This window comes from Priestia sp. TRM10 (assembly GCF_057808375.1).
Genome location: NZ_JBJZOT010000015.1, coordinates 1,154,548 through 1,179,801 on the forward strand (window position 1 = coordinate 1,154,548; position 25,254 = coordinate 1,179,801).

28 protein-coding genes, 1 pseudogene and 1 other annotated feature are annotated in these 25,254 nt (G+C 38.2%); of the genes and pseudogenes, 3 read left to right on the forward strand and 26 right to left on the reverse strand.

What is annotated here, in order from left to right:
- Nucleotides 1-4: 4 nt before the first annotated feature.
- Nucleotides 5-652, reverse strand: a complete 648-nt coding sequence (locus ACK3CR_RS22720) for a DUF421 domain-containing protein (RefSeq protein WP_410913983.1) — start codon at nucleotides 650-652, stop codon at nucleotides 5-7.
- A gap of 121 nt (nucleotides 653-773) precedes the next feature.
- On the opposite strand from ACK3CR_RS22720, the gene ACK3CR_RS22725 reads away from it, so the two are divergent.
- Entirely contained in the window at nucleotides 774-1,154 is a 381-nt protein-coding gene (locus ACK3CR_RS22725) for a TIGR04086 family membrane protein (RefSeq protein ID WP_328122460.1), read from the forward strand.
- A 29-nt stretch (nucleotides 1,155-1,183) separates the two neighbouring features.
- Here the strand turns inward: ACK3CR_RS22725 and yajC are convergent, their stop codons facing one another.
- From yajC to nadB, 12 genes and pseudogenes are all read right to left on the reverse strand, one after another.
- Nucleotides 1,184-1,465 carry a preprotein translocase subunit YajC gene (yajC, locus tag ACK3CR_RS22730; protein ID WP_243517457.1) on the reverse strand — a complete coding sequence of 94 codons (282 nt, stop codon included), beginning with the start codon at nucleotides 1,463-1,465 and terminating at the stop codon, nucleotides 1,184-1,186.
- A gap of 68 nt (nucleotides 1,466-1,533) precedes the next feature.
- Nucleotides 1,534-2,673, reverse strand: a complete 1,140-nt coding sequence (tgt, locus tag ACK3CR_RS22735; protein ID WP_040056842.1) for a tRNA guanosine(34) transglycosylase Tgt — start codon at nucleotides 2,671-2,673, stop codon at nucleotides 1,534-1,536.
- A 40-nt stretch (nucleotides 2,674-2,713) separates the two neighbouring features.
- Complete coding sequence (queA, locus tag ACK3CR_RS22740) at nucleotides 2,714-3,742, reverse strand: tRNA preQ1(34) S-adenosylmethionine ribosyltransferase-isomerase QueA (RefSeq protein WP_243517454.1); 1,029 nt, start codon at nucleotides 3,740-3,742, stop codon at nucleotides 2,714-2,716.
- A gap of 31 nt (nucleotides 3,743-3,773) precedes the next feature.
- The gene (locus ACK3CR_RS22745; protein ID WP_019391353.1) at nucleotides 3,774-3,974 is read right to left on the reverse strand and encodes a DUF2905 domain-containing protein; all 201 of its coding nucleotides are present in this window, start codon (nucleotides 3,972-3,974) and stop codon (nucleotides 3,774-3,776) included.
- Nucleotides 3,974-4,972 carry a Holliday junction branch migration DNA helicase RuvB gene (gene ruvB, locus ACK3CR_RS22750; protein ID WP_488976131.1) on the reverse strand — a complete coding sequence of 333 codons (999 nt, stop codon included), beginning with the start codon at nucleotides 4,970-4,972 and terminating at the stop codon, nucleotides 3,974-3,976. Before ruvB ends, ACK3CR_RS22745 begins: the two co-directional genes overlap by 1 nt.
- Before the next feature lie 11 nt (nucleotides 4,973-4,983).
- Nucleotides 4,984-5,592 carry a Holliday junction branch migration protein RuvA gene (gene ruvA / locus ACK3CR_RS22755; protein WP_243517453.1) on the reverse strand — a complete coding sequence of 203 codons (609 nt, stop codon included), beginning with the start codon at nucleotides 5,590-5,592 and terminating at the stop codon, nucleotides 4,984-4,986.
- 131 nt (nucleotides 5,593-5,723) lie between these two features.
- Nucleotides 5,724-6,242, reverse strand: coding sequence for a BofC C-terminal domain-containing protein (locus ACK3CR_RS22760; RefSeq protein WP_488976132.1), 519 nt, complete (start codon nucleotides 6,240-6,242; stop codon nucleotides 5,724-5,726).
- Nucleotides 6,243-6,326: 84 nt separating this feature from the next.
- Nucleotides 6,327-7,268, reverse strand: a complete 942-nt coding sequence (locus ACK3CR_RS22765; RefSeq protein WP_488976133.1) for a phosphotransferase — start codon at nucleotides 7,266-7,268, stop codon at nucleotides 6,327-6,329.
- 1,422 nt (nucleotides 7,269-8,690) lie between these two features.
- Nucleotides 8,691-8,838: pseudogene (safA, locus tag ACK3CR_RS22770) on the reverse strand (SafA/ExsA family spore coat assembly protein); the annotation flags it as partial.
- A gap of 172 nt (nucleotides 8,839-9,010) precedes the next feature.
- Nucleotides 9,011-10,108: a quinolinate synthase NadA gene (gene nadA, locus ACK3CR_RS22775; protein ID WP_488976134.1), complete on the reverse strand. Its 1,098-nt coding sequence runs from the start codon at nucleotides 10,106-10,108 to the stop codon at nucleotides 9,011-9,013.
- Nucleotides 10,105-10,959, reverse strand: a complete 855-nt coding sequence (gene nadC / locus ACK3CR_RS22780; protein ID WP_430237820.1) for a carboxylating nicotinate-nucleotide diphosphorylase — start codon at nucleotides 10,957-10,959, stop codon at nucleotides 10,105-10,107. The genes nadA and nadC overlap by 4 nt, the downstream gene beginning before the upstream one ends.
- A gap of 11 nt (nucleotides 10,960-10,970) precedes the next feature.
- Nucleotides 10,971-12,455 (reverse strand): L-aspartate oxidase, encoded by a 1,485-nt coding sequence (nadB, locus tag ACK3CR_RS22785; protein ID WP_488976135.1) that lies wholly within the window; start codon nucleotides 12,453-12,455, stop codon nucleotides 10,971-10,973.
- A 97-nt stretch (nucleotides 12,456-12,552) separates the two neighbouring features.
- Here nadB and ACK3CR_RS22790 point away from each other — a divergent pair, with 97 nt between their 5' ends.
- Both ACK3CR_RS22790 and ACK3CR_RS22795 read left to right on the forward strand, forming a co-directional pair.
- Complete coding sequence (locus tag ACK3CR_RS22790) at nucleotides 12,553-13,632, forward strand: IscS subfamily cysteine desulfurase (protein WP_488976136.1); 1,080 nt, start codon at nucleotides 12,553-12,555, stop codon at nucleotides 13,630-13,632.
- Nucleotides 13,633-13,644: 12 nt separating this feature from the next.
- Nucleotides 13,645-14,187 carry a transcription repressor NadR gene (locus tag ACK3CR_RS22795; RefSeq protein WP_111921960.1) on the forward strand — a complete coding sequence of 181 codons (543 nt, stop codon included), beginning with the start codon at nucleotides 13,645-13,647 and terminating at the stop codon, nucleotides 14,185-14,187.
- 88 nt (nucleotides 14,188-14,275) lie between these two features.
- Here ACK3CR_RS22795 and pheA read toward each other — a convergent pair whose 3' ends face one another.
- The 13 genes from pheA to minC form a co-directional block, all read right to left on the reverse strand.
- A complete protein-coding gene (gene pheA / locus ACK3CR_RS22800) occupies nucleotides 14,276-15,130 on the reverse strand; it encodes a prephenate dehydratase (protein WP_243517432.1) in 855 nt (284 codons plus the stop codon).
- An 87-nt stretch (nucleotides 15,131-15,217) separates the two neighbouring features.
- Nucleotides 15,218-15,667, reverse strand: a complete 450-nt coding sequence (locus ACK3CR_RS22805) for an ACT domain-containing protein (protein ID WP_019391341.1) — start codon at nucleotides 15,665-15,667, stop codon at nucleotides 15,218-15,220.
- Between the two features lie 32 nt (nucleotides 15,668-15,699).
- Nucleotides 15,700-16,986: a GTPase ObgE gene (gene obgE / locus ACK3CR_RS22810; RefSeq protein WP_488976137.1), complete on the reverse strand. Its 1,287-nt coding sequence runs from the start codon at nucleotides 16,984-16,986 to the stop codon at nucleotides 15,700-15,702.
- A 39-nt stretch (nucleotides 16,987-17,025) separates the two neighbouring features.
- Nucleotides 17,026-17,577, reverse strand: coding sequence for a Spo0B C-terminal domain-containing protein (locus tag ACK3CR_RS22815; protein ID WP_124049698.1), 552 nt, complete (start codon nucleotides 17,575-17,577; stop codon nucleotides 17,026-17,028).
- A gap of 184 nt (nucleotides 17,578-17,761) precedes the next feature.
- Entirely contained in the window at nucleotides 17,762-18,052 is a 291-nt protein-coding gene (rpmA, locus tag ACK3CR_RS22820; protein WP_019391338.1) for a 50S ribosomal protein L27, read from the reverse strand.
- A 16-nt stretch (nucleotides 18,053-18,068) separates the two neighbouring features.
- Nucleotides 18,069-18,401 carry a ribosomal-processing cysteine protease Prp gene (locus ACK3CR_RS22825; RefSeq protein WP_243517424.1) on the reverse strand — a complete coding sequence of 111 codons (333 nt, stop codon included), beginning with the start codon at nucleotides 18,399-18,401 and terminating at the stop codon, nucleotides 18,069-18,071.
- A gap of 11 nt (nucleotides 18,402-18,412) precedes the next feature.
- Nucleotides 18,413-18,721, reverse strand: coding sequence for a 50S ribosomal protein L21 (gene rplU, locus ACK3CR_RS22830; protein ID WP_019391336.1), 309 nt, complete (start codon nucleotides 18,719-18,721; stop codon nucleotides 18,413-18,415).
- A 14-nt stretch (nucleotides 18,722-18,735) separates the two neighbouring features.
- Nucleotides 18,736-18,808: a sequence feature (ribosomal protein L21 leader region), on the reverse strand.
- 120 nt (nucleotides 18,809-18,928) lie between these two features.
- Nucleotides 18,929-20,242 carry a CitMHS family transporter gene (locus ACK3CR_RS22835; RefSeq protein ID WP_243517422.1) on the reverse strand — a complete coding sequence of 438 codons (1,314 nt, stop codon included), beginning with the start codon at nucleotides 20,240-20,242 and terminating at the stop codon, nucleotides 18,929-18,931.
- A 190-nt stretch (nucleotides 20,243-20,432) separates the two neighbouring features.
- Nucleotides 20,433-21,866, reverse strand: a complete 1,434-nt coding sequence (locus ACK3CR_RS22840) for an Rne/Rng family ribonuclease (RefSeq protein WP_243517420.1) — start codon at nucleotides 21,864-21,866, stop codon at nucleotides 20,433-20,435.
- A 99-nt stretch (nucleotides 21,867-21,965) separates the two neighbouring features.
- A complete protein-coding gene (locus ACK3CR_RS22845; RefSeq protein ID WP_243517417.1) occupies nucleotides 21,966-22,829 on the reverse strand; it encodes a site-2 protease family protein in 864 nt (287 codons plus the stop codon).
- On the reverse strand, nucleotides 22,822-23,601 hold the full coding sequence (locus ACK3CR_RS22850) for a M23 family metallopeptidase (RefSeq protein WP_243517414.1): 780 nt from the start codon (nucleotides 23,599-23,601) through the stop codon (nucleotides 22,822-22,824). The genes ACK3CR_RS22845 and ACK3CR_RS22850 overlap by 8 nt, the downstream gene beginning before the upstream one ends.
- Nucleotides 23,602-23,725: 124 nt before the next feature.
- Nucleotides 23,726-24,523, reverse strand: coding sequence for a septum site-determining protein MinD (minD, locus tag ACK3CR_RS22855; RefSeq protein ID WP_019391331.1), 798 nt, complete (start codon nucleotides 24,521-24,523; stop codon nucleotides 23,726-23,728).
- A gap of 2 nt (nucleotides 24,524-24,525) precedes the next feature.
- On the reverse strand, nucleotides 24,526-25,206 hold the full coding sequence (gene minC, locus ACK3CR_RS22860; RefSeq protein WP_061802106.1) for a septum site-determining protein MinC: 681 nt from the start codon (nucleotides 25,204-25,206) through the stop codon (nucleotides 24,526-24,528).
- Nucleotides 25,207-25,254: the final 48 nt, after the last annotated feature.

Here is a 25,254-nt window from a genome sequence, read left to right on the forward strand (position 1 = left end):
ATGTTTAGTGTGTTTCTATGTCTTTTTCATCAATGTAAAACTTCCCTTGATTAAAACTGCAGTACGAAATTTTTTCAAAACTGCTATATCCTCTTTTCCCCAGCTCTTTTTGAAGCCATGGCAGGTCTTTGCCTGATCGTTCTAAATGATCAAATTGAATAATCCCATCTAATATTAAAGGAAGAGTAAGTGATTTCACACCTTGTTCTTTCTTAATTACGGAGAGCTTTCCTGAGGTTTCTAGAATTGCAAATTCTACATCTTCAATATTTGAAATATCTTTTTCACGAAGTTGAATAAGCAAATCGTTAAAATTATAACGCTGCTTTTTCATCTCTCTCTCCCTAATTTGACCATTTTCAATAATAATAGAAGCTCTGCCATCTAGAATTCTCCGGATATGCTGATTTTTAAGAGCCCAGACTGCAAATCCAATTTGAAGAACTGTTAATGTTACCATTGGAAGAAAGTTGTGAAGGAGTGGAGATTCTGTGTCTTCAATTGCTATAACAGCTATTTCTGCAATCATTAGAAAGACCACTAAATCTAGAATGCTAAGTTCACCAATTTCTCTCTTTCCCATTAGCCTGAAGATAAGCACAATGACTAAGTAAAGAAGAACAGTTCGACCAACAAGTAAAAGAAGTTCCATCTTTTCGATCCTTTCCAACTGTTTTTTATAGTTTGTACCTTTTCCGCTGAAACATGAATTCTAAATTCCCTTTCACCTGAATATGCTCGTACTAGAACACTTTTATTAAAGGGGGCTTTATATGGAGAGGTCAGGAATACCGCAAGCCATCTTAAAAGGAGTTATTGCCATTTTTATGATTGCCTTTTTAACAAGCATTGTGTTTGCTTTTCTCCTTAAATTTACAACGATTGCAGAACATTCACTTCAGTGGGTAATCACCGCTCTGTCGTTTATCGCTTTTTTTATTGGCGGTTTTATTTCCGGAAAATCAGGGGGAGAAAAAGGCTGGCTCTTAGGAGGCGCTACTGCTCTTTTATTTTCATGCCTCGTCTTTCTTCTTCAGTTCTTAGGCTATGATGAACAGTTTTCTCTTCTTCAACTTCTTTATCATGGAGGCTTTCTCGTTGCAGCTTGCTTTGGTGGCATCATTGGAGTAAATATTGCTACAAATAAAACATAAAAAAAACGCAGCCATATGGCTGCGCTTTTTTATGAATTTGTTACTTCTTGTTTAACTTGTGTTACTTCACGAATCGCTTGACGATCAAATGTTAGTTTTGAACCGTCTAAGCTTTTCACAACAATTTTGTTCTCATCAATTGCATCAATTGAACCGTGAAGGCCTCCGATTGTTACAATACGATCGCCTTTTTTAAGTTCAGACTGCATGTTTTGTACAGCTCTTTGGCGCTTTTGCTGAGGGCGAATCAGCAAGAAATAGAAGATAACAAACATCAATAAAAGGGGCCAAATGGTATTTAGAATTTGCATGGTGTTTCCTCCTTGAAAGTATATTCTTAAACAGGCAATCTCTAATTATAGAAGTAACCTGCTGTTCCCTAGAAGTTTTTAGCGTTTGGTTTATTAAATCCATATTGTTCAAAGAATTCGTCTCGGAAATCTCCAAGTCTGTCTTCGCGGATTGCTTGACGAACTTGTTCCATTAATTTTAGCAGAAAATAGAGATTATGGTAAGACGTTAATCGAAGACCAAATGTTTCATTCGAACGAATTAAGTGACGAATATATGCTCTTGAGTAATTTTGGCATGTATAGCAATCACAATTTTCATCAATTGGTCTGAAATCCTCAGCAAACTTCGCGTTACGTACAACAAGACGACCTTCGCTTGTCATGAGAGTTCCATTACGGGCAATACGTGTTGGTAAAACACAGTCAAACATATCAACGCCTCGAATAGCACCGTCTACAAGTGAATCAGGCGATCCTACTCCCATTAAATAACGAGGTTTATCAGTTGGAAGAAGAGGTGTTGTAAATTCAAGTACGCGATTCATTACATCTTTCGGTTCACCAACAGACAAACCTCCTATAGCGTAACCCGGGAAATCAAGAGAAATCAAATCTTTCGCACTTTGTTTACGAAGTTCTTCATATTCTCCCCCTTGAACAATTCCAAATAACCCTTGATCATTTGGTCTAGCATGGGCCTCAAGGCAACGCTCAGCCCAACGGCTTGTACGTTCAACAGACTTCTTCATATATTCATATGAAGCCGGGTATGGAGGGCATTCATCAAAAGCCATCATAATATCAGAACCTAAAGCATTTTGAATCTCCATCGCACCTTCTGGTGATAAGAAAAGCTTTTCACCACTTAGATGATTACGGAAATGAACGCCTTCTTCTTGAATCTTGCGGAATTCACTTAAACTAAACACTTGGAAACCACCTGAATCTGTCAAAATTGGACGATCCCAATTCATGAACTTATGAAGACCACCTGCTTTTTTGACAATTTCATGTCCAGGACGAAGCCAAAGGTGGTATGTGTTGCTTAAAATGATACCTGCTCCCATTTGTTTTAACTCTTCAGGTGACATTGTTTTTACAGTTGCAAGTGTTCCAACAGGCATAAAAGTTGGCGTCTCGAAAGTTCCGTGTGGCGTATGCACACGGCCAAGACGCGCTCCTGTTTGCTTACATGTTTTTATATGTTCATATCTTATTGCTGTCATTGCTGTTTTCCTTTCTCATCAAAAGTTCCCTTTTTAAGTTTTATCGAATAAACATTGCGTCGCCAAAGCTAAAGAAACGATATTTCTCTTCAACGGCCTTATTGTAAGCATGAAGAACATTTTCTCTCCCTGCAAGTGCACTAATAAGCATAATAAGCGTTGACTTTGGAAGATGGAAGTTTGTAATCATACCATCAATCCCCTTAAACTCATAGCCTGGAAAGATAAAAATGCTCGTCCATCCAGAAGAAGCTACAAACTGACCCTCGTGTTTAGAAGCAATTGTTTCAAGTGTACGAGTTGACGTTGTACCAACAGACACAATGCGTCCTCCCTGCTCTTTTACATTGTTTAAAAGAGCAGCTGTTCCTTCTGTCATCTGATAAAATTCAGCATGCATATCATGTTCTTCTAAATCTTCAGCACTTACAGGTCGGAACGTGCCAAGACCAACATGAAGCGTAATAAATGCAATATGAACTCCTTTTTCTTTCAATTGTTCAATCAAATCTTCAGTGAAATGCAAGCCAGCTGTTGGAGCCGCCGCAGAACCTTGCTCACGAGCATAAACAGTTTGATATCGTTCACGATCTTCTAGACGTTCTTTAATATATGGAGGAAGAGGCATTTCTCCAAGGCTTTCTAATACTTCATAAAAAATGCCTTCATAGTGAAACTCTAGCATTCTTCCGCCTTGATCCATTTCTTCTTGGCAAATGGCCTTCAAACGACCATCTCCAAACGTAATAACTGTCCCTTTTCTCACACGTTTTGCTGGTTTTACAAGCGTTTCCCATACATCGCCTTCTTCCTGTTTCAAAAGAAGAACTTCGATATTTGCACCTGTTTCTTCTTTCGTGCCAAAAAGCCGAGCAGGCAATACTCTTGTATCATTTAAAACAAGACAGTCTCCCTCTTGTAAGTAGTCTCCAATATTGTAAAAGTGATCATGAGCAAGCTCACCTGTTTTTTTATCTAATACCATTAAGCGTGACTTATCGCGCTCTTTCAATGGAGTTTGCGCAATTAACTCTTCTGGTAAGTGGAAATCAAATAAATCTACTTTCATCTCTTTCACCTGTTCCTATTATATTACATATTCATTTTAATCGATTAATCACGAAAAAAACGAGCGATAAAATAACACTGACGATAATGCATGTTACAATCGGAAAATAAAATGTTGTATTTCCCTTTTTAATCAAGATATCTCCGGGAAGCTTGCCGATAAATTGTATCAGTATCCCAAGCAAAAGTAAAACTGCTCCAGCACCCATTAATAACTTTGCAATTTCGCCCACTATTCATTAACCTCAATTCCAAAATGTTCATAAACTAAGTTTGTTACAACACGTCCACGCGGAGTTCGCTGTAAAAAACCAATTTGAAGCAAGTAGGGCTCATACACATCTTCAATTGTATGAGCTTCCTCTCCAATTGTAGCGGAAATGGTATCAAGACCAACAGGCCCTCCCCGGAATTTTTCAATAATCCCCATTAATAATTTATGGTCAATATTATCGAGGCCTAAACGGTCTACTTGCAGAAGCTCTAAAGACGTATCTGCCAGTTCTTTTGTGATTACACCTTCCCCTTCAACTTGGGCAAAGTCTCGAACACGTCTTAATAGACGGTTAGCAATTCGGGGTGTTCCTCTTGACCGTCTCGCAATCTCGGTAGCAGCCCGTGGATCAATTTCCACATCAAAGATTTGAGCTGTACGCACAATAATATTTTGTAAATCTTCTTCCTTATAATATTCTAATCTGCTTAATACACCAAAACGATCGCGTAAAGGTGCTGAAAGAAGCCCAGCTCTTGTTGTGGCGCCAACGAGCGTAAACGGCGGTAAATCAAGCCTTACAGAACGAGCGCTTGGCCCTTTTCCAATAACGATGTCTAAACAGAAATCTTCCATCGCTGGGTAGAGAACTTCTTCAATTGAACGATGCAGACGATGAATCTCATCAATAAACAAAACATCTCCTGGTTCAAGACTCGTTAATACAGCCGCAAGATCTCCTGGGCGTTCAATTGCAGGACCTGAAGTTGTCCGTAAATTCACGCCCATCTCGTTTGCAATAATGGCTGCAAGTGTTGTTTTACCGAGACCAGGGGGACCATATAATAAAACATGATCGAGTGTTTCTTCCCTCATTTTCGCCGCTTTAATAAAAACCGATAGATGACTTTTCACCTTATCTTGTCCAATATACTGCTGTAAAGTTTGTGGGCGTAAGCTATATTCCACGAGCGCTTCTTCGTTCAAAGCATCTCCTGTCACAATTCTTTCGTCCATTTAATCACCCTTTATTTTAAAAGCTTTTGCAATGCTTTCTTAATGTATTGATCCGTCGCTAAATTCTCTCCTGCAAGTGTTGGCAGTACTTTATTGATTTCACGTTCTGCATATCCCAGTACTTTAAGCGCTTCTTTTGCTTCTTGCATTGCTTTTTCATTTTCTGTTCTTTGCTCATGTTTTTCATGAGTGAACAGTGTAAACGTTTCGTCTGTAGCTAGATCATTTAGCTTTCCTTTTAAATCTAAAATCATCTGACGAGCCGTTTTCTTACCAACGCCAGGAAATTTCACCAGAAACTTTTCATTTTCTTCTTCTACCGCTCGAATAAGCCCTGCCGTATCACCTGAAGCAAGGACAGCAAGCGCTCCTTTCGGCCCAATTCCTGAGACGCTAAGGAGTTTTTTGAATAAATCTTTATCTTGGCGCGATAAAAAACCAAAAAGCGCGCTTATATCTTCACGTACGTGATGGTACGTATATACCGTAATTTCCTCCATCTCGTTAACTTGGAATAAAAACGGATTTGGGGTAAAAATCTGATATCCTATCCCTCCGTTTTCTACCGTTACATATTCAGGATTAAGGTATGTTACATATCCTTTAATATAGTCAAACAAAAAATTCCTCTCCTTTAACAAATTGAGAGCTCGTGCGTCCGTGTGAGCTAACATTCACTGTGTTCTATTTTATCATAACTTCACAATATTAGCGTAGTTTCAAACAACAAAAAACAGGGCAGCGTCTTTCACTACCCTGTTTTTGTTGCTGTTGTTTTTTTGGAGAAGGTTTTATAAAAATTAAGCAATGCTGTGTATTGCTCTTTCGTTTGAATCCGAATACCATCTTCTAGCTTTTTATAATCAAAGCTTTGCATCATTTCTACATCAAGTTGAAAAAATGATTGAATAACCCGCGTTGATTTCTGGTGGGGTGCACCTTCATAAACAGATAAAATTCCTTCTCTGTCCATCCCAATATATCCGTTCTCTTTTAAAAGCGGCGAGATATCATCCACTTCTTTTTGAAAAACTACTTGATCATCTTGCTCGTCAATAAGTTCCCAGCTTTTGAATTTCTCATACATTCCTTCTCTATTTTCACTATTAACTTCTATAATCTCTTCTTCTGTTACTCCATCTACATAGATGCGTTCTAATAAAATGGTCATTTTCTCATCTTCACCATTTTTGGCTAAAGCTTGTGAACCTACAAATAGAAAAAGTGACAAGCTTAAAAGAAGAAGGGCGCTTTGATAGGTTCGATTCATCGTATCTTCACCTCTTTAAAAACTTTTGAAAACAATCTAGTTATAGCTTCTCCTCTTTTAATATCTTTATCCATTTGTACAGATTCACCGAATCCTGCTAAGAAAAAACTGAATTTGTGGTATAAGCATTCTCTTCCTTAATTTATTTAAAATAAGGGCTTTTTCTATTTCATTTCGATTGCTTTTTTGAAGAAGTTTTGGCCATGCTTTGAAAAGATCATCTTGATAGAGCAAAGCATATAGGAAGCGAGGCTCTCTAAACCATGAAAGAAGCTCATTATGTAGGAATAAAGGAGTTAGAGAAGCATTTGTATAACATAAAAAACGCCTTGTCAATTGTAAATAATCATAGAAGACAGAATCATAGTGAACACGGTCAAAATCAATTAAGCGCACCATATCTGCACTTTTTAAAAAGTTATGTGAAGCAACATCACCATGATTAATTGCTTGTAGAGAAGGGTGAATCAATGAAGTTTCTCGTATTTTTCCAAGAAGAAAAGCTCCATCATATAGAATGTCTTCTCGCTCTCTTTGATGAAGAAAAGTGGAGTTCTGCTCGAAGTAAGAGAGTCTCTTTTCCCATCTCTCCTCAAGTAATAAAGGTGCAAGATTGTACGTATTGTTTGCCTTTGTGCTGTTATGAAAAGAGCTTAAAAGGCTAAGTGCTTCCTTTCGCTCGCTTCTCTTATAATAATTAAGCGCTCGTCCTTCTCTATAGTTCATAAGTGCCCAATACGCTCCCTCATATGAAAAGGTGAGCGTTCCATCAGGATAAGGAATAAAATTTATACTTTTGGTGAAAGACTTTTTTGAAGCTTCTTGTAATAAGTTATAAGTGTGAATAATCTTTTCCTTTTCTTTGTACCTCTTCATTACATATCTTCCTGTTTTGGACTCTAATTTCAAAACATGAGGCCTAATACGACTTACTTTTCCAACTTCGATTCCCTTCTTTTTTAAAAGATAGAGAAAAAGGCGATCGTAAACGACCTCGCCTTTTTCTAATTTCCTATTATTAATCATCGTCTTCCTCATAACGAGGCATACCGAACATTTGATGGTCTGGCGATTGTGGCATTGGCTCCTCATATCCCATATTGGCAAAACTTTGTGGGTAATATCCTTGTTCACTTTGCGGCTGTGGATAATAAGGCTGTGACATACCACCACACCCACAATCCTCCTGTTGACCGTGCATCATGCCGTATTGATGCATCTGTTCGTTTGGATCGTGATACTGCATTCCCATCTGTTCTCCATAGTGGTGCATTGGCATATATGGATTTTGAACAGGCATTTGATGCATTGGCATATATGGATTTTGAGCAGGCATTTGATGCATTGGCATATATGGATTTTGAGCAGGCATTTGGTGCATTGGCATATATGGATTTTGAACAGGATGGTGGTAGTGCTGTGGCATCGGCATGTAATCATGCTGTGCTCCCATTACGTATTCATCACTGTCATTATCATTTTCATCCTCCATATGATGCATTCCCATATTAGGCATTTGATGTTCATATGGATATGGTGTATTCGGATATGGAGCATTCATTGGCATATGAACAGGCATCGGCGGCATGCATGGATTATAACATGGTATATAATTAAATCCGCATCCTGGCATTACTGGTGTTAACGGCACTGGCATGCAATGTTGCATCGGCATTTGCGGCATCATTGGCATCTGTTGGTGCATCATCGGCATTTCGAAGCTTTCATTGTCCTCATAAGATTCTTCAAAATCGAGTATTGGCATCGGCTCTACTTTTGGAATTTCAATCGGCTCTTCTTTTTTAGGCATTTCTTTCTTTGGCTCTTTTTTCTTTGATTCTTCCTTTTTAGGCATTTCTTTCTTCGGTTCTTCCTTTTTAGGCATTTCTTTCTTTGGCTCTTCTTTCTTTGGCTCTTCTTTTTTTGGTTTTTCTTTCTTCGGTTCTTCCTTTTTAGGCATTTCTTTCTTTGGCTCTTCTTTCTTTGGCTCTTCTTTTTTAGGCATTTCTTGTGCCGGAAGTTGAACATTTAGGTTGTAATAATTGTTGACGTCAATCTCAGGAAACATCGGTTTCATCTTTGGCATCTTCGGCATTTTTGGCATTTCCTTTTTTGGAGAAGAAGGCATCTCTTTCGGCGGCATCATTGGCATTTCTTTTTTAGGAGAAGAAGGCATCTCCTTTGGCGGCATCATTGGCATTTCTTTTTTAGGTGGCATGTTCATATTATTCGGCTGTTGCGGCATCATTGGTGCTCCATTATAAGGGCCATTATAAGGCTGTTGCGGCATCATTGGGAGTTCATTATAAGATTGTTGTGGCATCTGTTGCTGCGGTTGTTGTGTCATTTGTTCATCTGTATCAATCTCTGTTATTGGAAGTTGTTTTTGCGGCATTTCTTTATACGGATGGTCCATATTTTGCATTTCATTTTTAATTTGTATACTATTTGTCGGCACCTTAATCTTCATTCCTGGCATAATCATATCAGGGTTGCTTAACTGTGAATTGACTTCTTTAATTTCTTCAAAATCAACTCCATATTTCTTTGCAATTTTCCAAAGGGTATCCCCTTTTTGGACGATATGGATTTTCAACGTTTTTCCCCTCCTGCAACAATATCTTTACAATGTATATTCAGACTGGGTGTCTTGCTAATTCAGACTTCCTCACAACATATGCTTGTAAAAAAACATTTATTCATAAGGTGGAAAAACATTAAAAAGGATGAGCTCCTTTTCTCACATAAGAGTTCATCCTTTTCTTATATTAGAGCATTCTTCCAATAGCTGCTAATGCTCCGTTTTGCACTTCTTCAGGAACTTTTATAATATTGATTGGCTTGTTATCCTCAATGCTCTCAAGCGCCCATGCAAGGTGTGGTAAGTCAATTCGATTCATTGTTAAACATGGACACATATAAGGATTCAAGGACATAATTTGTTTGTCAGGGTTGTTATCAATCAATCGTTTAACAAGGTTCATTTCCGTACCAATCGCCCACTTTGATCCTTTTTCAGCTTCATTAATTTTATCAATAATAAAAGAAGTTGAGCCCGAATAGTCCGAGGCTTGAACAACCTCATAACAACATTCAGGATGAACAAGAATATTAATATCGCTATGTGTTGCTCTCAATGCTTTAATATTTTTCACTGTGAAGTTTTGATGAACAGAGCAGTGCCCTTTCCATAAAATAATTTTGATGTCTTCATAATTACCTTCATATTCAAGCTTTTCTTGAATTGGATCCCATACAGCCATCTCTTCTAGCGAAATACCTAACTCGTACGCTGTATTTCTTCCGAGATGCTGATCAGGGAGAAATAAAATTCGTTCTTTTTTACCGAGCGCCCACTGCACAATTTTGGCTGCATTTGAACTTGTTAACGTTGCTCCATCATTTTCGCCAACAAATGATTTAATCTCAGCTGTTGAGTTTACATATGTGAGCGGCACAATCGTGTCTCCAAACTGTTCAGTAAGATATGACCATGCTACTTCTGTTTGTTGAAGGTTTGCCATATCGGCCATTGAACAGCCTGCTTGCATATCAGGTAAAATTACCTGCTGGTGAGGACTTGTTAAAATATCAGCGGTTTCAGCCATAAAATGCACACCACAAAAAACGATGTAGTCTGCTTTTGTCTGTTCTGAAGCGACTCTTGATAGAGCAAGAGAATCTCCTGTCACATCGGCAAACTGGATAACTTCATCTTTTTGATAATGGTGACCGAGAATAAACAATCTATCGCCAAGGTTTTTCTTTACTCGCTTAACAGTTGCAATAAGTTCTTTCTCATCTTGTTCCTTATATTTTTGTGGAATGATCGATAACTTCTCTTCAAAACCTGCTAAAATGCTCATTTTCCTTCCCCTTCCTTCTGTGAGGCAATATTAAAGCTAATATCAAGTCCTGAAACAGAATGTGTTAATGCACCGATTGAAATATAGTTCACACCTGTTTCTCTATACTGATGAATATTTTTGAGCGTAATGCCTCCCGAAACCTCTGTAATAATATCGTCTGGAACGTGCCTCATCCAGCTCTTAATTTCTTCTGGAGAACGATTATCAAACATAATGATATCTGCTTTCGCCTCTACTGCTTGGAGAAGCGCTTCTTCTGTTTCAATTTCTACTTCTATACGAATCATGTGACCAACTCGCCCTCGAACTTCTCTAATTGCAGCTCCTGTTGATCCTACGGCAGCTACATGGTTGTCTTTTAACATCACTCCATCATAAAGACCAAAGCGATGATTATAGCCCCCACCACATGTCACAGCGTATTTATCAAATATTTTTAAACCTGGCATAACTTTTCTTGTATCGCAAATCCGGATTCCTGAGCCATCAAGAACATGTACAAATTCATTTGTCATTGTCGCAATTCCACTCATTCGCTGCACAAGATTCAAAATCACTCGCTCCCCAGCCATAAGTGTTGAAAAAGTCCCTTCAACAGAAGCGATAATATCTCCCTTCATGACGCGATCACCGTCATGTTTAAAAAGAATCACTTCAACATCCTTACTAATCAATGAAAAACCTAACTTAATAATTTCTTCTCCTGCAAAAAGACCGTCTTCTTTTGAAATAAAATGACCTTGAATCCACTGATCCTTGTTTGGAAGAGAGCTAGTCGTTAGATCCCCACATCCAATATCTTCAATTAAAAATTCGGTTAACTTTTCTTTCACTTTTAACTCATTCATGATTCTATCTCCTATCCGATAAATTCTCGCTGACCTATCTCTTTTGTATCACTCCGCATATGCACGCCTAAACTTTCTCGGCGTTCCAAAGCAGCCAAGAAAATAAGAAAGCTTGTTCTAAGCATATTGATTTTTTCGATTGCATCTCGCTCATAAAGGTACAGCTTTTCTTCTGACACTTTTTCTAGATATTGAGCACACCAATTCATGCATCTTTCCAGTTCTTCCCTACACCGAACAATCCCAGCTCCCTCTTCATGATTTCTTTGAATCTCTTGAATAGATGGCAAGGTTATTTTTATTGTTTTTTTCGGTTTGAGTGGTGTAAAAAAGCTTCCTTGAATATTGCCTTCTCCTTCATTGTTTAAATGAGCAGCTAAGCGACTTCCATAAACAAGAATCTCTAATAAAGAATTACTTGCCAGTCGATTTGCTCCGTGAACTCCTGTACATGCAACTTCTCCAATTGCATAAAGATTAGGAATGGATGATTCGCTATTTTCATTTACAGCAATTCCACCTAGTTGAAAATGCGCACCAGGAGCGACAGGAAGTAAAGAAGGCTGATACCCAAATGCTTTTACACAATTGTGATGAATGGTTGGAAAGCGTTCTGGGAAGTTTGAGATATTTGTAATATCTAAAAATACTTTGCTTCCCTTTTTTAACTTCATATCAATGGTTTGTGCAACAATATCACGAGGTGCTAAATCTTTTAGGGGATGATGATCCATAACAGCCTTTCCATTTTCATCTATAAGCTTTCCGCCTTCTCCTCTTACAGCTTCTGAAACTAGTCCAAATGCTTTTCCATCTCTATGAAGAAGAGTAGGATGAAATTGGATAAATTCAAGATCTTTTAATGTAGCACCTGCACGGTAAGCAAGAGCTATTCCGTCTCCTCTGTTTTCATCTGGATTTGAGCTAAAACGATAAAGACCTCCACATCCACCTGAAGCTAGTACAGTATGGCGGCCGTAATAATGTTTTTTTTCGGTGAACACACCAATACAATACCCATTCTCAATATGTAATGTATGAACAGGCTCGTGTTCTACGATTGTTATATTTGATTGACCACATACTTTTTTTCGGAAATGGCGAACAAGCTCTCTCCCTGTTGCATCACCACCAGCATGCAAAATACGTCGTTTGCTATGCGCGCCTTCCATACCTAAAGCCACTTGGCCATTCTCTTTGTCAAAGGTCATTCCTTCATTTATTAGGATGTTTATTTCGGTTTGAGCTCTTCTAACGAGCATAGAAACTGCTTTCTTATCATTGTAATAATGACCAGCTTTTAAAGTATCTTCATAGTGATACCTCCAATGATCATCAGGTGACATAACAGCAGCAATTCCACCTTGTGCAAGACTAGAACTGCTTTGTTTCAATTCATCCTTTGTAATGACAAGAATCTTTTTGTTATCTGATAGCTTCGCTGCTGTCACAAGTGTTGCAAGGCCACTTCCAATCAAAATGACATCATATATCATAATCACCACCCCTTAACTTTACATGTGTCTTGACACCTATATTTACATATTATTTAATAAAATACAAGACTTTGATTTTTATAAAGGAGAAACAAAAATGATTTATTTAGACTATGCTGCAACAACACCAATAAGTAAAAATGCGCTACAGGCTTATTGTGAAAGTGCTAAAAAATTTTATGGAAATACAAATAGCCTTCATGATGAAGGAATAAAAGCGAAAGAAATGATGAAAATGTGTCAGGGTGAACTCGCTTCTTATATCCAAGCTAGCGAGGAAGAAATATATTTTACAAACGGTGGGTCTGATAGTAACTTGCTTGCTGTTAGGAGTATATTAGGGAGTTCTCCCTCTTCTAAAAACCATATTATTACTTCAAAGCTCGAACATTCGTCACTTCTGAGTCTTTGGGATACACTAGAAGAAGAAGGATATGATATCTCTTATGTATCCATTAGAGAAGATGGGACAATTAATCTTGAAAACTTGCGTGAATGTATTACAGATGCCACATGTCTTATCGCAATTCAACACGTCAATCATGAGCTTGGAACGATTCATCCTGTAAAAGAAATTGGAGAGATTGCAAAAATGCACAACATCCCTTTCCACTGTGATGGAGTTCAATCTTTCTTGAAACTTCCTATTAATGTAAGAGATATGCACATTACAAGCTTATCTATCGCAAGTCATAAAATATATGGACCAAAAGGAACTGGTGCTCTTTATCTTTCTAAAGAAATTCCTAAAATAAAGCACCATGGTACGATTGATTTGCCAAGTATTGTTGCGTTTACTGTTGCTGCGCAGGAACAAAAGAAAATATTGGCGGATACCTACAACAGTCATGTAAACTTAAGAAGAGAGCTTATCAATCATATCCCTGTATCAGCTGAAATTATAAGCCCTCCTGATGCTCTTCCTTCTATCGTTGGAATGAAGATGGAGAACTTAGAAGGTCAGTATGTTATGCTATGGTGCAATAAGTACAATATTGCCATTTCAACAGGAAGCGCTTGTCTTGTTGGACAGCAGGAACCTTCCCCATATATGATAGCAATGGGAAAAAACGTTCATGAAAGTAAACAGCTTTTTCGCATTTCATTTGGTACTTCAACAACGATTGAAGACATTAAAGCTTTTACAGACTGCTTAAAATTATTAACAACCTCATAAAGGAGTTCAAAAATGAAGGATGAACAAAAAAAGATTTTAGGGGAAAAAAGACGAGACCTTTTGCTTCAATGGTTAAAAGATTCGAACGCTCCGTTAACAGGCAGTGACCTATCAAAACGTACAAATGTGAGTAGACAAGTTATCGTACAAGACATCTCGCTATTAAAAGCGCGAAACGAGCCTATTATGGCAACAAGTCAAGGCTATCTTTATATGTCGAGAACACAAGCAGAGCAAAAACAAACGCGCATTATTGCTTGTAAACACGGCCCAGACGAATCGGAACGCGAGCTTCTTCTCCTTGTTGACCATGGTGTTACAGTAAAAGATGTAATTGTTGAACATTCTGTTTATGGAGAGCTTACGGCTTCGCTTGGTCTTCGCAATCGCAAAGATGTCGCGAACTTTATTGATAAAATCCGCTCAGCGAAAGCTGCTTTCTTGCTTGAACTAACAAAAGGCGGTCACCTTCACACAGTTGAAGCTGATTCCTCAAAACAGCTTGATGAAGCGTGTGACGCTTTGCGTGAGGCAGGTATTTTAGTCGAAGAATAAAATACTTTTAGCTACAGAAAAAAGAACGCTTGGAACTACAAGCGTTCTTTTCTTTATAGCTAAAAGGCTCCTAAGCTATACTAGGTTCCTATTTGATAATGTAGTAAGGATAGCTTCCTAAAAGAGTTACGTTACACCCTAATGCTTCGATTTCAGCAATTGCTCCAGGGATCAATACATCATCAAGCTTTTGCTCGATATCGATAATAAAGAAATAATTCCCAAGTCCTGTTTTCATTGGACGTGATTCAATTTTTGATAAGTTAAGATTACGCCAAGAAAAAGCAGACAACACGCGGTGTAGGGCTCCTGCTGGGTTTTCAGATAGTGTAATCATCAGCGTTGTTTTATAACCGTTATGTTCTAAAAGTGTTTGTTCTAGTGGGGCATTTTCTTGATTTAAAATGAGAAAACGCGTTGTGTTATGATCATAGTCATGCACATCTTTTTTGACAACTTGTAATCCATATTTTTTCGCCGCAAACTCGTTTGCAATTGCCCCTATCTTCTCATCTTCCTTTTCATAAACATGTTTTGCTGCATAGGCCGTTGATGTTACTTCATGTAGAGGTGTGTTACGAAATGTATCATGAAGAAATTTATGACATTGAGCAATTGCATGTGGATGTGAATATACGCCTTCAACATTTTGCCACTCATCTACATATTTAGGATGCACCATAAAATGCTGACGAATCGGCAGCACAATCTCTCCTACAATTGGCAGACGTTTTTCATGGATTAAATAATCGAGTGTTAAGTTTACGGAGCCTTCAAGAGCATTCTCTAACGGAACAACCGCATAATCTACTTCTCTGTCTGTTACGCCATCAATGCACGAAGGAATGGTGCGATACGGATGTGAGGTTATCTGTTTGAAAACAGATTCTACGGCAATATGTGTAAATGTTGCTTCTGGTCCTAAATATCCAACTTTCTTCACAGTTCTCTCTCCTATGTCTTTATTTTTTTATTTTTCAAAATTTAATATGTAAAGAAAACAGCTTGATTGATCGTCAAGCTGTTTTTATTAAGCTCCCGAGCCTAATACATCTACTTTATCAACAAATTCCAATGCCCGCAATCTCGAAAGAAGGTCTTCTAGATCTGTTTTTAAACCAGAAACATCTAGTGAAAGGGTTACATTTGCACGCCCTTGCAGTGGAATAGTCTGGTGAATTGTTAATACATTACACCCGCTTGAAGCAACAAGACCTAATAGATGTGAAAGAGTACCAGAGCGGTCTTCCAAGTGGAAGAAAAGCGAGATGATACGTTCTTTCACCATAGTATGAAACGGAAATACCGTTTCTCTATACTTGTAGTAAGCGCTGCGACTTAAATCAACAAGCTGTACAGCGTCAGCAATTGAGTCCGCCTTTCCACGTTCAAGCAGAAGTTTTGCATCAAGCGTCTTCTTCATTGCTTCTGGTAAGACATCCTCCCGAACTAAATAAAATTTCTGATCGATTTTCTTCAACGAGAACTCCCCTCTCTGTTCCCTTTTACCATCTACTCTAAGAATTCAAATTCATATTCAAGAAGTTTTACAATATCCCCATCTTGCGCTCCACGTTCACGCAATGCTTCATCAACACCCATGCCTCGAAGCTGACGAGCAAAACGGCGTACAGATTCATCTCTTGAGAAGTCTGTCATCTTGAATAGTTTCTCAATCTTCTCACCTGAAAGTACATAAGCTCCTTCACTATCACGTGTAAGATGGAACTCTTTATCTTCCTCTTGGAACTTGTACATAACATGTTGATTTGCAAGCTCTTCTTCACTATAAAGAGGAAACTCTGGTGTTGTTTCAAGAAGATCAGCAACGGTGAATAAAAGATCACGAAGTCCTTTACGTGCAATAGCTGAAATTGGAATAACTTTTACTTCTTCGCCAACTTTCTCCTGAAACGCTTTTAAGTTCTCTTCTGCTTCAGACACGTCCATTTTATTTGCTACAACAACTTGAGGACGCTCTGTTAAACGAAGATTATATTCCTTAAGCTCCTTGTTAATTGTAACGTAGTCTTCATAAGGATCTCTGCCTTCCATGCCAGACATATCAATCACGTGCACAATAACTCTTGTACGCTCGATATGGCGAAGGAATTGATGACCAAGTCCTACTCCCTCATGTGCCCCTTCAATAAGCCCTGGCAAGTCAGCCATCACAAAGCTACGATTATCTTCTGTTTCTACAACACCTAAGTTAGGCGCAATTGTTGTAAAATGATAAGCAGCAATTTTAGGCTTTGCTGCAGATACAATAGAAAGAAGGGTTGATTTCCCAACGCTTGGGAAGCCTACAAGACCGACATCTGCTAGCACTTTAAGCTCCATCACAATATAGCGCTCTTGACCTGGTTCTCCTTTCTCAGAAAGCTCTGGTGCTGGGTTTGCCGGTGTTGCGAATCGCGTATTTCCGCGTCCGCTACGACCACCTTTTGCAATGACCGCACGCTGACCATGCTCTGTTAAATCAGCGATAACTTCACCTGTATCATCATCTTTTACAACAGTGCCAGGCGGGACCTTTACAACAAGCGGCTCTGCATTACGACCGTGTTGGTTTTTAGGCATTCCGTTTTCACCATGTTTTGCTTTAAAATGGCGCTTATAACGGAAATCCATTAGTGTACGAAGTCCTTCTTCAACTTCAAAGACAACGTCTGCTCCTTTACCACCGTCACCACCTGCTGGTCCTCCATTTGGTACATACTTCTCGCGACGGAAAGCAACCATTCCATTTCCGCCGTCTCCACCTCTTACGTAGACTTTGACCTGATCGACAAACATTTCCTTTTCACTCCGTTCCCTATATCACGTTCTTACTTTTTATGAATTGCTGTGTTGCTTTTCATTCATAACAAGCTGAACCGTCAATTCATCTTTTGCTATTTTGTAGCAAGCTATATTAAACATGGTTAACGTTTCTTTTGATAACCATTCTTCTATCTTTTTTTCATTCTCTATTATGCCACTGAAATCAAAAAACAATGATGGACCTTCTTCAAGATAAAAAGAAACATCAAGGTGATGATTACTTTCTTTATTTGCTACATTTTCTAGTACATAAAAAAGCGATTCACACCAATCCGCAAGCTCTTCATCATAAGGAGATAAATCACACACTTCGCCGTTCACTTCGATATCGAGCTTTAAAACCGTTTCTCTAAACCCATATGTTAAAAGAAGCGCAGTCAACTTATGTGCCCCTGTACTCGTTAGCTTTGATTCATTTTTAGAGATGGCAATAATCTCTTCAATCGTTTGTTGGACACGGTCAAGACGATTCAATGATAAATTTCCCTTAATGAGCTGCAGCCTATTTAGCCAGTCATGGCGTGCATGCTTTAAAAGTTCAACAACATCCCACTCTTTACTCATTTTCCAACCCCTAACCTTAAAACATGCTTTGTTCTTCTTTCAACAGCAAAGAAAACAAAACAGACCATATATGCATTATAGCAAATTATCTAGTCTATGAGCACAACCCTAGCAATATGTCTCAACAAAAAGAAAAACTCTAACCAATCTTGGTTAGAGTTTTCTTTTTGTGTACGATTACGTTTTAAGCTTCTTGCGCTACTGGATAAACGCTCACTTTTTTACGGTCACGTCCATAACGCTCGAATTTTACGATACCATCGATTTTCGCGAAAAGAGTATCGTCTCCACCACGAGAAACGTTTGCACCTGGATAGATTTTTGTACCGCGTTGACGGTAAAGGATAGAACCACCAGTTACAAATTGACCATCTGCACGTTTAGCACCAAGGCGTTTAGAGATAGAGTCACGACCGTTCTTTGTACTACCTACCCCTTTTTTCGATGCGAAAAACTGAAGATCTAATCTTAGCATATGTTCCACCTCCTCTTTATTGAGATACAATGTTTATATATTGTCCATAATCACGCTCGATTGTTTCAAGTGAAACAACCATTCCTTCGAGAAGGAGCTGAACGTTGCGAGCAACATCCTCTTCTAAGTCTTCAGGAATGAGGCAGTTAAGATAACCGCCGTCCTCACCTTGTTCAAGGCCTGGCATTGTATCACATAAAGAAATAATCGCGTTTACTGTCCCAAATGACACAGCTGTAACAGCGGCACATACTAAATCTTTACCGTGTTCCGCAAATTCTGCGTGTCCACTTATTTCAAAAGAAGTAATATGACCTGCTTCATTACGAGAAAGAACTACTTTAACCATGCAACCATTCCTTATGCATTGATTTTATCAATAACAACTTTTGTGTAAGGTTGACGGTGACCTTGTTTACGGCTGTAGTTTTTCTTAGCTTTGTATTTGAATACAGTAATCTTTTTAGCGCGACCTTGTTTTTCAACTTTAGCGCTAACTGTTGCACCATCAACGTAAGGAGCTCCAACTTTAACGTTGTCCCCACCTACTAATAGTACTTTGTCGAAAGTTACTGTTTCGTCTTGCTCTACGTTAAGTTTTTCAATGTAGATAGCTTGACCTTCTTCAACTTTAACTTGTTTACCACCAGTTTCAATAATAGCGTACATTCTCTGCACCTCCCTGTAAGACTCAGACTCGCCATCCCAGGTGTCACAATGGACTTTAAAACCTGTTCTGCGCGGTTGTAGCACGGGTGCTACAATAATCACATAGAAAATAATACTATATTTCTTCTCCCTATGTCAATCATATTCTCTAATGAAGTCATTCCAAATTTTACACAAGAAAAAACTGCAGCATCTGCTGCAGTTTTTTTAGAAGGTGATGATCCCTGTAACAATAGCTACAGCAATCATCACGAGACAGCAACCCAGTGCCCATTTAAAATAAAACTTTTGGTGATCTCCAAATTCTACTTTCGCCATCCCTACTAATAAATATGCAGAAGCCATAAGTGGACTCATCGCGTGAATTGGCTGCCCTAAAACAGAAGCACGAGCCATTTCAACAGGATCTACACCGTAAGCTGAAGCCGTTTCTGCTAAAATCGGTAACACTCCGTAGTAGTATGGGTCGTTTGCCATAAAATACGTAAACGGCAAACTAGTTAATGCTGTAATGACAGGAAAAAATGAACCTAATGATTCAGGAATAACAGAAACAAGCGCATTTGCCATTGCATCAACCATCTCTGTTCCTGAAAGAATTCCTGTAAAAATCCCTGAAGCAAATACTAAGCCAACAACTGCAAGGACGTTTCCTGCATGATTGGAAATCCGCTCTTTTTGGTCATCAAATTTTGGATAGTTAATCATAAGCGCAACAACAAAAGCAATCATAAATAAAGTTGCAAGTGGAAGTACACCCATCACTAAACATACTAATAGAGCAATTGTTAGAGCTAAGTTTACATATAGAAGCTTTGGACGTTTAATAGAGGTATCGTCCGCTCCAATATCGACAGCAGCGCTCTGCTGGTTAAAAGCTAGATTTTGTGAATAGTCGATGTCGATAACACCTAAGCGTTTTTTCTCTTTCTTTCCTAAAATATAAGCTGTAAATAGTGTCCACAGTGCTGCTGAAATCATTACTGGAACAAGTGGTAAAAAGACGTCTGCCACATCAAGCTGAAGGGCACTTACTGCACGAGCTGTAGGTCCACCCCATGGAGACATATTCATAAAGCTAAATGAAAGCATAGCAACACAGGTTAGAATTAACGGATTCATTCCAAGTCTTGTATAAAGCGGCAGCATTGCTGAAACTGTAATCATATATGTTGTTGTTCCATCTCCATCTAAAGCAATAAGCATGGAAAGAATAGCTGTTCCCATGACAATCTTTACTGGATCTCCCTTTACAATTTTCAAGATTGTAGATACAAGTGGATCAAACAAACCAGCATCAATCATAATTCCAAAGTATAAAATAGCAAACATCAGCATAACACCTGTTGGTGCTACTTGCTCTACCCCTGCAAGCATCATATCGCCTAACCCTGCTGCAAATCCCCCAATTATTGCAAACAAGATTGGAATAATAATAAGTGCAACCATAGCTGACATTCGTTTCGTAATGATCAGATACATAAAGACGGCGATCATTAAAAATCCAAGCGTAGCTAACATATTTTTTCCCCCTTTGTCTCTCAAAAATTCCCCTTAAAAACGATAGTTCATCACTAAAAATAGTATAAATTAAAAAATTCTGAATGTAACCGTTTCCAAATTATTGAGCTTTAAATTCTTAATATCCTTTTTGTTCATTTTGTTCACGGGAAGATACTAAGTAAAAAAAAGAAGGTTTTACCCTTCTTTTTTAAAATAGAAATTCAACCTTATTTTCTTTTATTCTCTGCTCCACTTCTTCTCTTGAACCGATATGACGAAGACGGTAAAATGGCGTAAGTTCTCCTCCTACTGTTAGGTAAAGTTCTATCTCCTGCTCTTCTTTCCATTTTTCCATCTCTTCCTTGTTAAATGAAAGCAGAGGAGAAAGTTCTATCCATGCTGCCTCTTCTTTATATGAAAGCAGTTCCCCTTCTATATCATCCAACGTTTTTTTCTCATTTTTATATTTCCCCATTGTTTTACAAACATCACAATCTTTTAGGAAAAGATGCTGCAAGCTATCTCGCTCTTTTTTACGTGTCACCTCTACTAACCCAAGTCTTGTAAAACCAAAAATAAGCGTCCTTACTGGATCTTGTTCTGTTTCTGTTTTTAGCTTTTGTAACACTTTTTCTCCATCTTCTTTGTTTTTCATGTTAATAAAATCAATCATAATAATGCCTCCAAGATTGCGAAGACGAAGTTGTCGAGCCACTTCTTCTGCTGCTTCAATATTTGTCTCTAAAATAGTCTGAGCTTGAGAAGTTTTTCCTACAAACCTGCTTGTATTTACATCAATAACTGTCATCGCTTCTGTTTCTTCAATAACTAATGAACCACCACTCGGAAGCCAGACCGTTTTTTGCAGTGCTTTTTCAAGCTCTTTTTGAAGGTGGTATATGTCAAAAAGGCTCTCTTTCTCACGTTGAAAAATAACTGTTGCTTCTGGAAAAGAAGCTTGAAGCTTTTTTTTCATTTCAAACGAATCAACAATAAGCTCAAGCTTGTCCACTTTTGCCTTTTTTATCATATTTGTGATAAAATCTTCCCTTTGGTAAACAACTCGAGGTACTGTTCCTTCCGCTTGGAGTTCCCCGATAACTCCCTCCGCTTCTTTTCTAAGGGTAACAATTTCTTGTTCTATTTTGCTAGGAGACACTCCTTCAATGGCGCTTCGTAAGAGAAGACCTTCCGATCCTTCTACAATGCTCTCTCCAAAGCTTTTCCACTTTTCTTTTTCCGCTATCTTTTTTGAAACAGCTACGTATCCGCTATAAGGAAAATAAACAACGTACGAGCTTGAAAATTCAATAAACGTTGTCAACTTAGGTCCCTTTGTTCCTCTTTCTTCTTTGCTTACTTGTACGAGAATTTTTTGTCCTTCTTTTATACGTTCTGTAAACATTTCGTGCTCATCAAGAAACACTTCACTTTTATGTAAATATCCGTTTTTTTCTCCTCCAATATCTACAAAAGCAGCGTCCATCCCTTTTACAACTTTTTTTACACGTCCAACATAAATATTGCCAACATAGTGGATAGCTTTTTGTTCTTCAATATAAAAAGCCTGTACTTGGCTATCCTGTAAATGAGCTATCTTATGAAGATTTGTTGCAGTTTCAATTATCAATTTTGCTGTCATATGTCCAAATCCCTTTCGTTATCTCTTATGTAGTTGGATTTTACCATAACAAAAAGGAAAGTAACATGTTTGTCTGTTACTTTCCTTTTCACCCTCTTTTTAATAAAAGGCAACAAGCTCATCAATAGAATCATTAATGCGCTTATCTACAAAATAAGCATGAAGAAGCTCATTTTCATCTAGTTGCTTTCTTCCTTCTTTTTCCTCCACAATAATGATATGTTTTTGTCCTCTTTTAAACCTACGAATAATATGATAAATCTTTTCTCCCCCATTTACGGCAAGTGGGGAAAGATCAAGGATTGTTTCTCCTTTGCCATAGTATCGATCAAGAAGGAAACGAATATAAAGATAGTCCCTTTGTTTCCATTCATAATAAAGGCTATAACATAGATAGCCCAACACCATCCAAAGATGCAGATGAGTAGAATAAAGAAAAAGAGCGACTACTGCAATGCACGATAGAAAAACAGCTGAAATACGAAGCGTTTTTTCAAAGGACTTTTGAAAAGAATCAAAAAGACTAAACGAAACAAACATGAGTTTCCCCCCGTCAAGCGGATAAATCGGAAGCAAATTAAAACAAAGTAAAAGAACGTTTTGAAACATAAACTGTTCATAAAATTCCTGTGTAATAAGAGAAGACGAAAGAGCAATAAAAGATCCTAACATTAAAATAAGGTGAACAAACGGCCCGCTCAGAATGACAATCACTTCTTGATAAAGCGGTCTGTTTCCATATTCATCAATTTCAGCTACTCCTCCAAATGGAAAGAGCATAATTTTTTTGATTTTCCATGAAAAAAAGCTAGCGGCAAAAACGTGCCCAAGCTCATGTAATAATACTAATGAAAATAAGAGAATAAGGTCATAGATATGCCCTGTCATGATCCCTATTGCTAAGATAGCCCAAAGAAGCGGATGGATATGCGTTGAGCGAAAAAGATGAAGAAAGTTATTCAAAGGAGATCACCTTACTAGGGTCCATAAATTTACCATCTTTATAAAGAGCAAATCCATAACTTCCTTTTTTATCGTCCCCTTCCGCCTTCACTTTTCCAATAACCTGTCCTTTTTCAATAAAATCAAACGTTTTTACATCAATATTTGCAAGCCCGCTATACCACGACTCTGATCCGTCAGCATGCTGAATTGAAACTGTATTTCCAAATCCTTTTTTCTCTTCAATGCTTTTAACAAATCCTGCATCCATAGCTTGCACCGCTGTTTGACTTCCTGTTTCAACGGTTACCCCTTTTTTTGAGCTTGCAAATGTTTCAACAACATTCCCTGATGCTGGCACAACGTACTGAGAGTTTGCTTCCTCTGTCGGCTCTTCTCCTACAGATTTTGGAATGAGAGCGAGAGGTTCACCAAACTTCTCTTCATACCAAGCAGACATTTTAGCAAACTGAAAACTTTCCTCCATCGTATCTTCTACAAAAGCTCTTGCTCCGTCGAGCTGTACTGCTGGATTTCTAAAAAGAATAGCAACAATTAAAACAAGACAGAAAGAAGTTAACAGCTTAAATAGAAACCACTGAGGAGAGAATAACGGATGGTGTTCTTTGCTTTCTGGATTGTATTCATAAGTCGGAAATCGTTCTCCACTGTAGTTTTCCTCATCTGAAATTAAATCATCGTATGAAAACTTCCTTTGCGGCTTCTCTTCTTTTCCTCCATTTTTTCGCCGATCGGCTATTCGCTTACGAACTTCTTGGACACGTCGATTCATCGCTTCTCACCAATCCTTCAAGTCATTTGTAACAAATGTATGACTTGTCCTGTGAGGTTATGACAAAATAAAAAAGCTAGAGCTTTTGGAAGAGCTCTAGCTTTTTGATCATATATTATATAAACTAACGCACGCCGAAGAATTTCTTAATTTTAGAAAAAACACCTTGTTTGGTTTCATCTAGAGATTGAAGCGGTACAGACTCTCCTAAAATACGTCTTGCGATATTACGATAAGAAATCGCTGCTTTGCTTGATGGGTCCATCGCAATTGGTTCACCATTATTGGATGCTTTGATAACATCTTCATCATCCGCAATAATGCCAATTAAATCAATAGCCAGCAATGAGACAATTTCATCAACATCTAACGTATCTCCATTTTTCATCATATGACTGCGAATACGGTTAATTACAAGCTTTGGAGATTCGATGTCTTCTTTCTCTAACAATCCAATAATACGATCCGCATCACGAACAGATGAAATTTCAGGTGTTGTAACAACAAGAGCCTTATCTGCTCCAGAAACGGCATTTTTATATCCTTGTTCAATTCCAGCAGGACAGTCAATAATAATATAATCATAGTCTTGCTTTAGTTCTGTAATAAGTTCTTTCATCTGCTCCGGCGTTACGGCCGTTTTATCACTCGTTTGAGCAGCAGGCAACAAATATAAACATTCAAAACGCTTATCCTTAATAAGCGCCTTTTGAGGCGTACAGCGACCGTTCACAACATCTACTAAATCATAGATGATGCGGTTCTCTAACCCCATAATAACGTCTAAATTGCGCAAACCGATATCTGTATCGACTAGGCAAACCCGCTTACCAGTTAGGGCGAGTGCGGTTCCTAAGTTAGCAGACGTCGTTGTTTTTCCAACGCCGCCTTTTCCTGACGTAACAACAATAGCCTCTCCCAATGTCAACTTCTCCTTTCTAAGCGTGTCAAATTAGGGCGAAGATGAGACATAAGCTGTGAGCGTTCAATGACAATGCGCTTGTCTTCATCAAGATACGCACACTCCATATCATGTTCTTCATTTTTATCGGCTTCCTCTGCACGACTAAAAGCTTCACAAATGCGGAGCTGTGTTGGTTCCATTTTAGAAGCTGCAATAACAGCTTGATCATTTCCATAATAGCCGGCATGTGCAATGCCTTTTAATGCGCCAAGCACAAAAATATTTCCTCCAGCAATGACTGTTCCACCGGGATTAACATCTCCAATTAAAAGAAGATCTCCTTCAACGTGCAAGACTTGTCCTGAGCGTACGACTCTTGCTACTGAAACAATTTCATTTTGCTGCTTAATTTTTAATGCTTCTTCTTTTGACACGACGTTTGATTCAATGCTCTCTACTACAAGATGATTTTTACTCCGAACGAGTGACTTTATTTGTTCTTCTTGATCGGGCGTTAAATATCTGTTTCCTACTCTTAATTGAACAGACACAAGTTGATTGTGTCCTCCGTATTGATTCGAAGACAGTTTTCGCTCCAATTCATTTAGCACATCGTGAAACGAACACGTATCATCGAGATGCAACGTTAATCCATCTTTTGTTCCTTTTATAATTACATTTTGTTTCTTCACAACGTTCACCTCAACGAATGTTTATTTCGACAAGGGCTAGTTAAATTCCTCTTTATA

What these genes read in the sequence shown, in the direction of transcription:
- ACK3CR_RS22760 (WP_488976132.1), bottom strand. Translation starts at nt 6,242, where the DNA reads ATGAATCGAACCTATCAAAGCGCCCTTCTTCTTTTAAGCTTGTCACTT.
- ACK3CR_RS22835 (WP_243517422.1), bottom strand. Translation starts at nt 20,242, where the DNA reads ATGTTAGCTACGCTTGGATTTTTAATGATCGCCGTCTTTATGTATCTG.
- tgt (WP_040056842.1), bottom strand. Translation starts at nt 2,673, where the DNA reads ATGACAGCAATAAGATATGAACATATAAAAACATGTAAGCAAACAGGA.
- rplU (WP_019391336.1), bottom strand. Translation starts at nt 18,721, where the DNA reads ATGTACGCTATTATTGAAACTGGTGGTAAACAAGTTAAAGTTGAAGAA.
- ACK3CR_RS22815 (WP_124049698.1), bottom strand. Translation starts at nt 17,577, where the DNA reads ATGAGTAAAGAGTGGGATGTTGTTGAACTTTTAAAGCATGCACGCCAT.
- ACK3CR_RS22725 (WP_328122460.1), top strand. Translation starts at nt 774, where the DNA reads ATGGAGAGGTCAGGAATACCGCAAGCCATCTTAAAAGGAGTTATTGCC.
- ACK3CR_RS22790 (WP_488976136.1), top strand. Translation starts at nt 12,553, where the DNA reads ATGATTTATTTAGACTATGCTGCAACAACACCAATAAGTAAAAATGCG.
- ACK3CR_RS22840 (WP_243517420.1), bottom strand. Translation starts at nt 21,866, where the DNA reads ATGACAGCAAAATTGATAATTGAAACTGCAACAAATCTTCATAAGATA.
- nadC (WP_430237820.1), bottom strand. Translation starts at nt 10,959, where the DNA reads ATGAATGAGTTAAAAGTGAAAGAAAAGTTAACCGAATTTTTAATTGAA.
- ruvB (WP_488976131.1), bottom strand. Translation starts at nt 4,972, where the DNA reads ATGGACGAAAGAATTGTGACAGGAGATGCTTTGAACGAAGAAGCGCTC.
- queA (WP_243517454.1), bottom strand. Translation starts at nt 3,742, where the DNA reads ATGAAAGTAGATTTATTTGATTTCCACTTACCAGAAGAGTTAATTGCG.
- rpmA (WP_019391338.1), bottom strand. Translation starts at nt 18,052, where the DNA reads ATGCTAAGATTAGATCTTCAGTTTTTCGCATCGAAAAAAGGGGTAGGT.
- ACK3CR_RS22720 (WP_410913983.1), bottom strand. Translation starts at nt 652, where the DNA reads ATGGAACTTCTTTTACTTGTTGGTCGAACTGTTCTTCTTTACTTAGTC.
- nadB (WP_488976135.1), bottom strand. Translation starts at nt 12,455, where the DNA reads ATGATATATGATGTCATTTTGATTGGAAGTGGCCTTGCAACACTTGTG.
- ACK3CR_RS22765 (WP_488976133.1), bottom strand. Translation starts at nt 7,268, where the DNA reads ATGATTAATAATAGGAAATTAGAAAAAGGCGAGGTCGTTTACGATCGC.
- obgE (WP_488976137.1), bottom strand. Translation starts at nt 16,986, where the DNA reads ATGTTTGTCGATCAGGTCAAAGTCTACGTAAGAGGTGGAGACGGCGGA.
- ACK3CR_RS22850 (WP_243517414.1), bottom strand. Translation starts at nt 23,601, where the DNA reads ATGAATCGACGTGTCCAAGAAGTTCGTAAGCGAATAGCCGATCGGCGA.
- ACK3CR_RS22825 (WP_243517424.1), bottom strand. Translation starts at nt 18,401, where the DNA reads ATGGTTAAAGTAGTTCTTTCTCGTAATGAAGCAGGTCATATTACTTCT.
- yajC (WP_243517457.1), bottom strand. Translation starts at nt 1,465, where the DNA reads ATGCAAATTCTAAATACCATTTGGCCCCTTTTATTGATGTTTGTTATC.
- ACK3CR_RS22795 (WP_111921960.1), top strand. Translation starts at nt 13,645, where the DNA reads ATGAAGGATGAACAAAAAAAGATTTTAGGGGAAAAAAGACGAGACCTT.
- nadA (WP_488976134.1), bottom strand. Translation starts at nt 10,108, where the DNA reads ATGAGCATTTTAGCAGGTTTTGAAGAGAAGTTATCGATCATTCCACAA.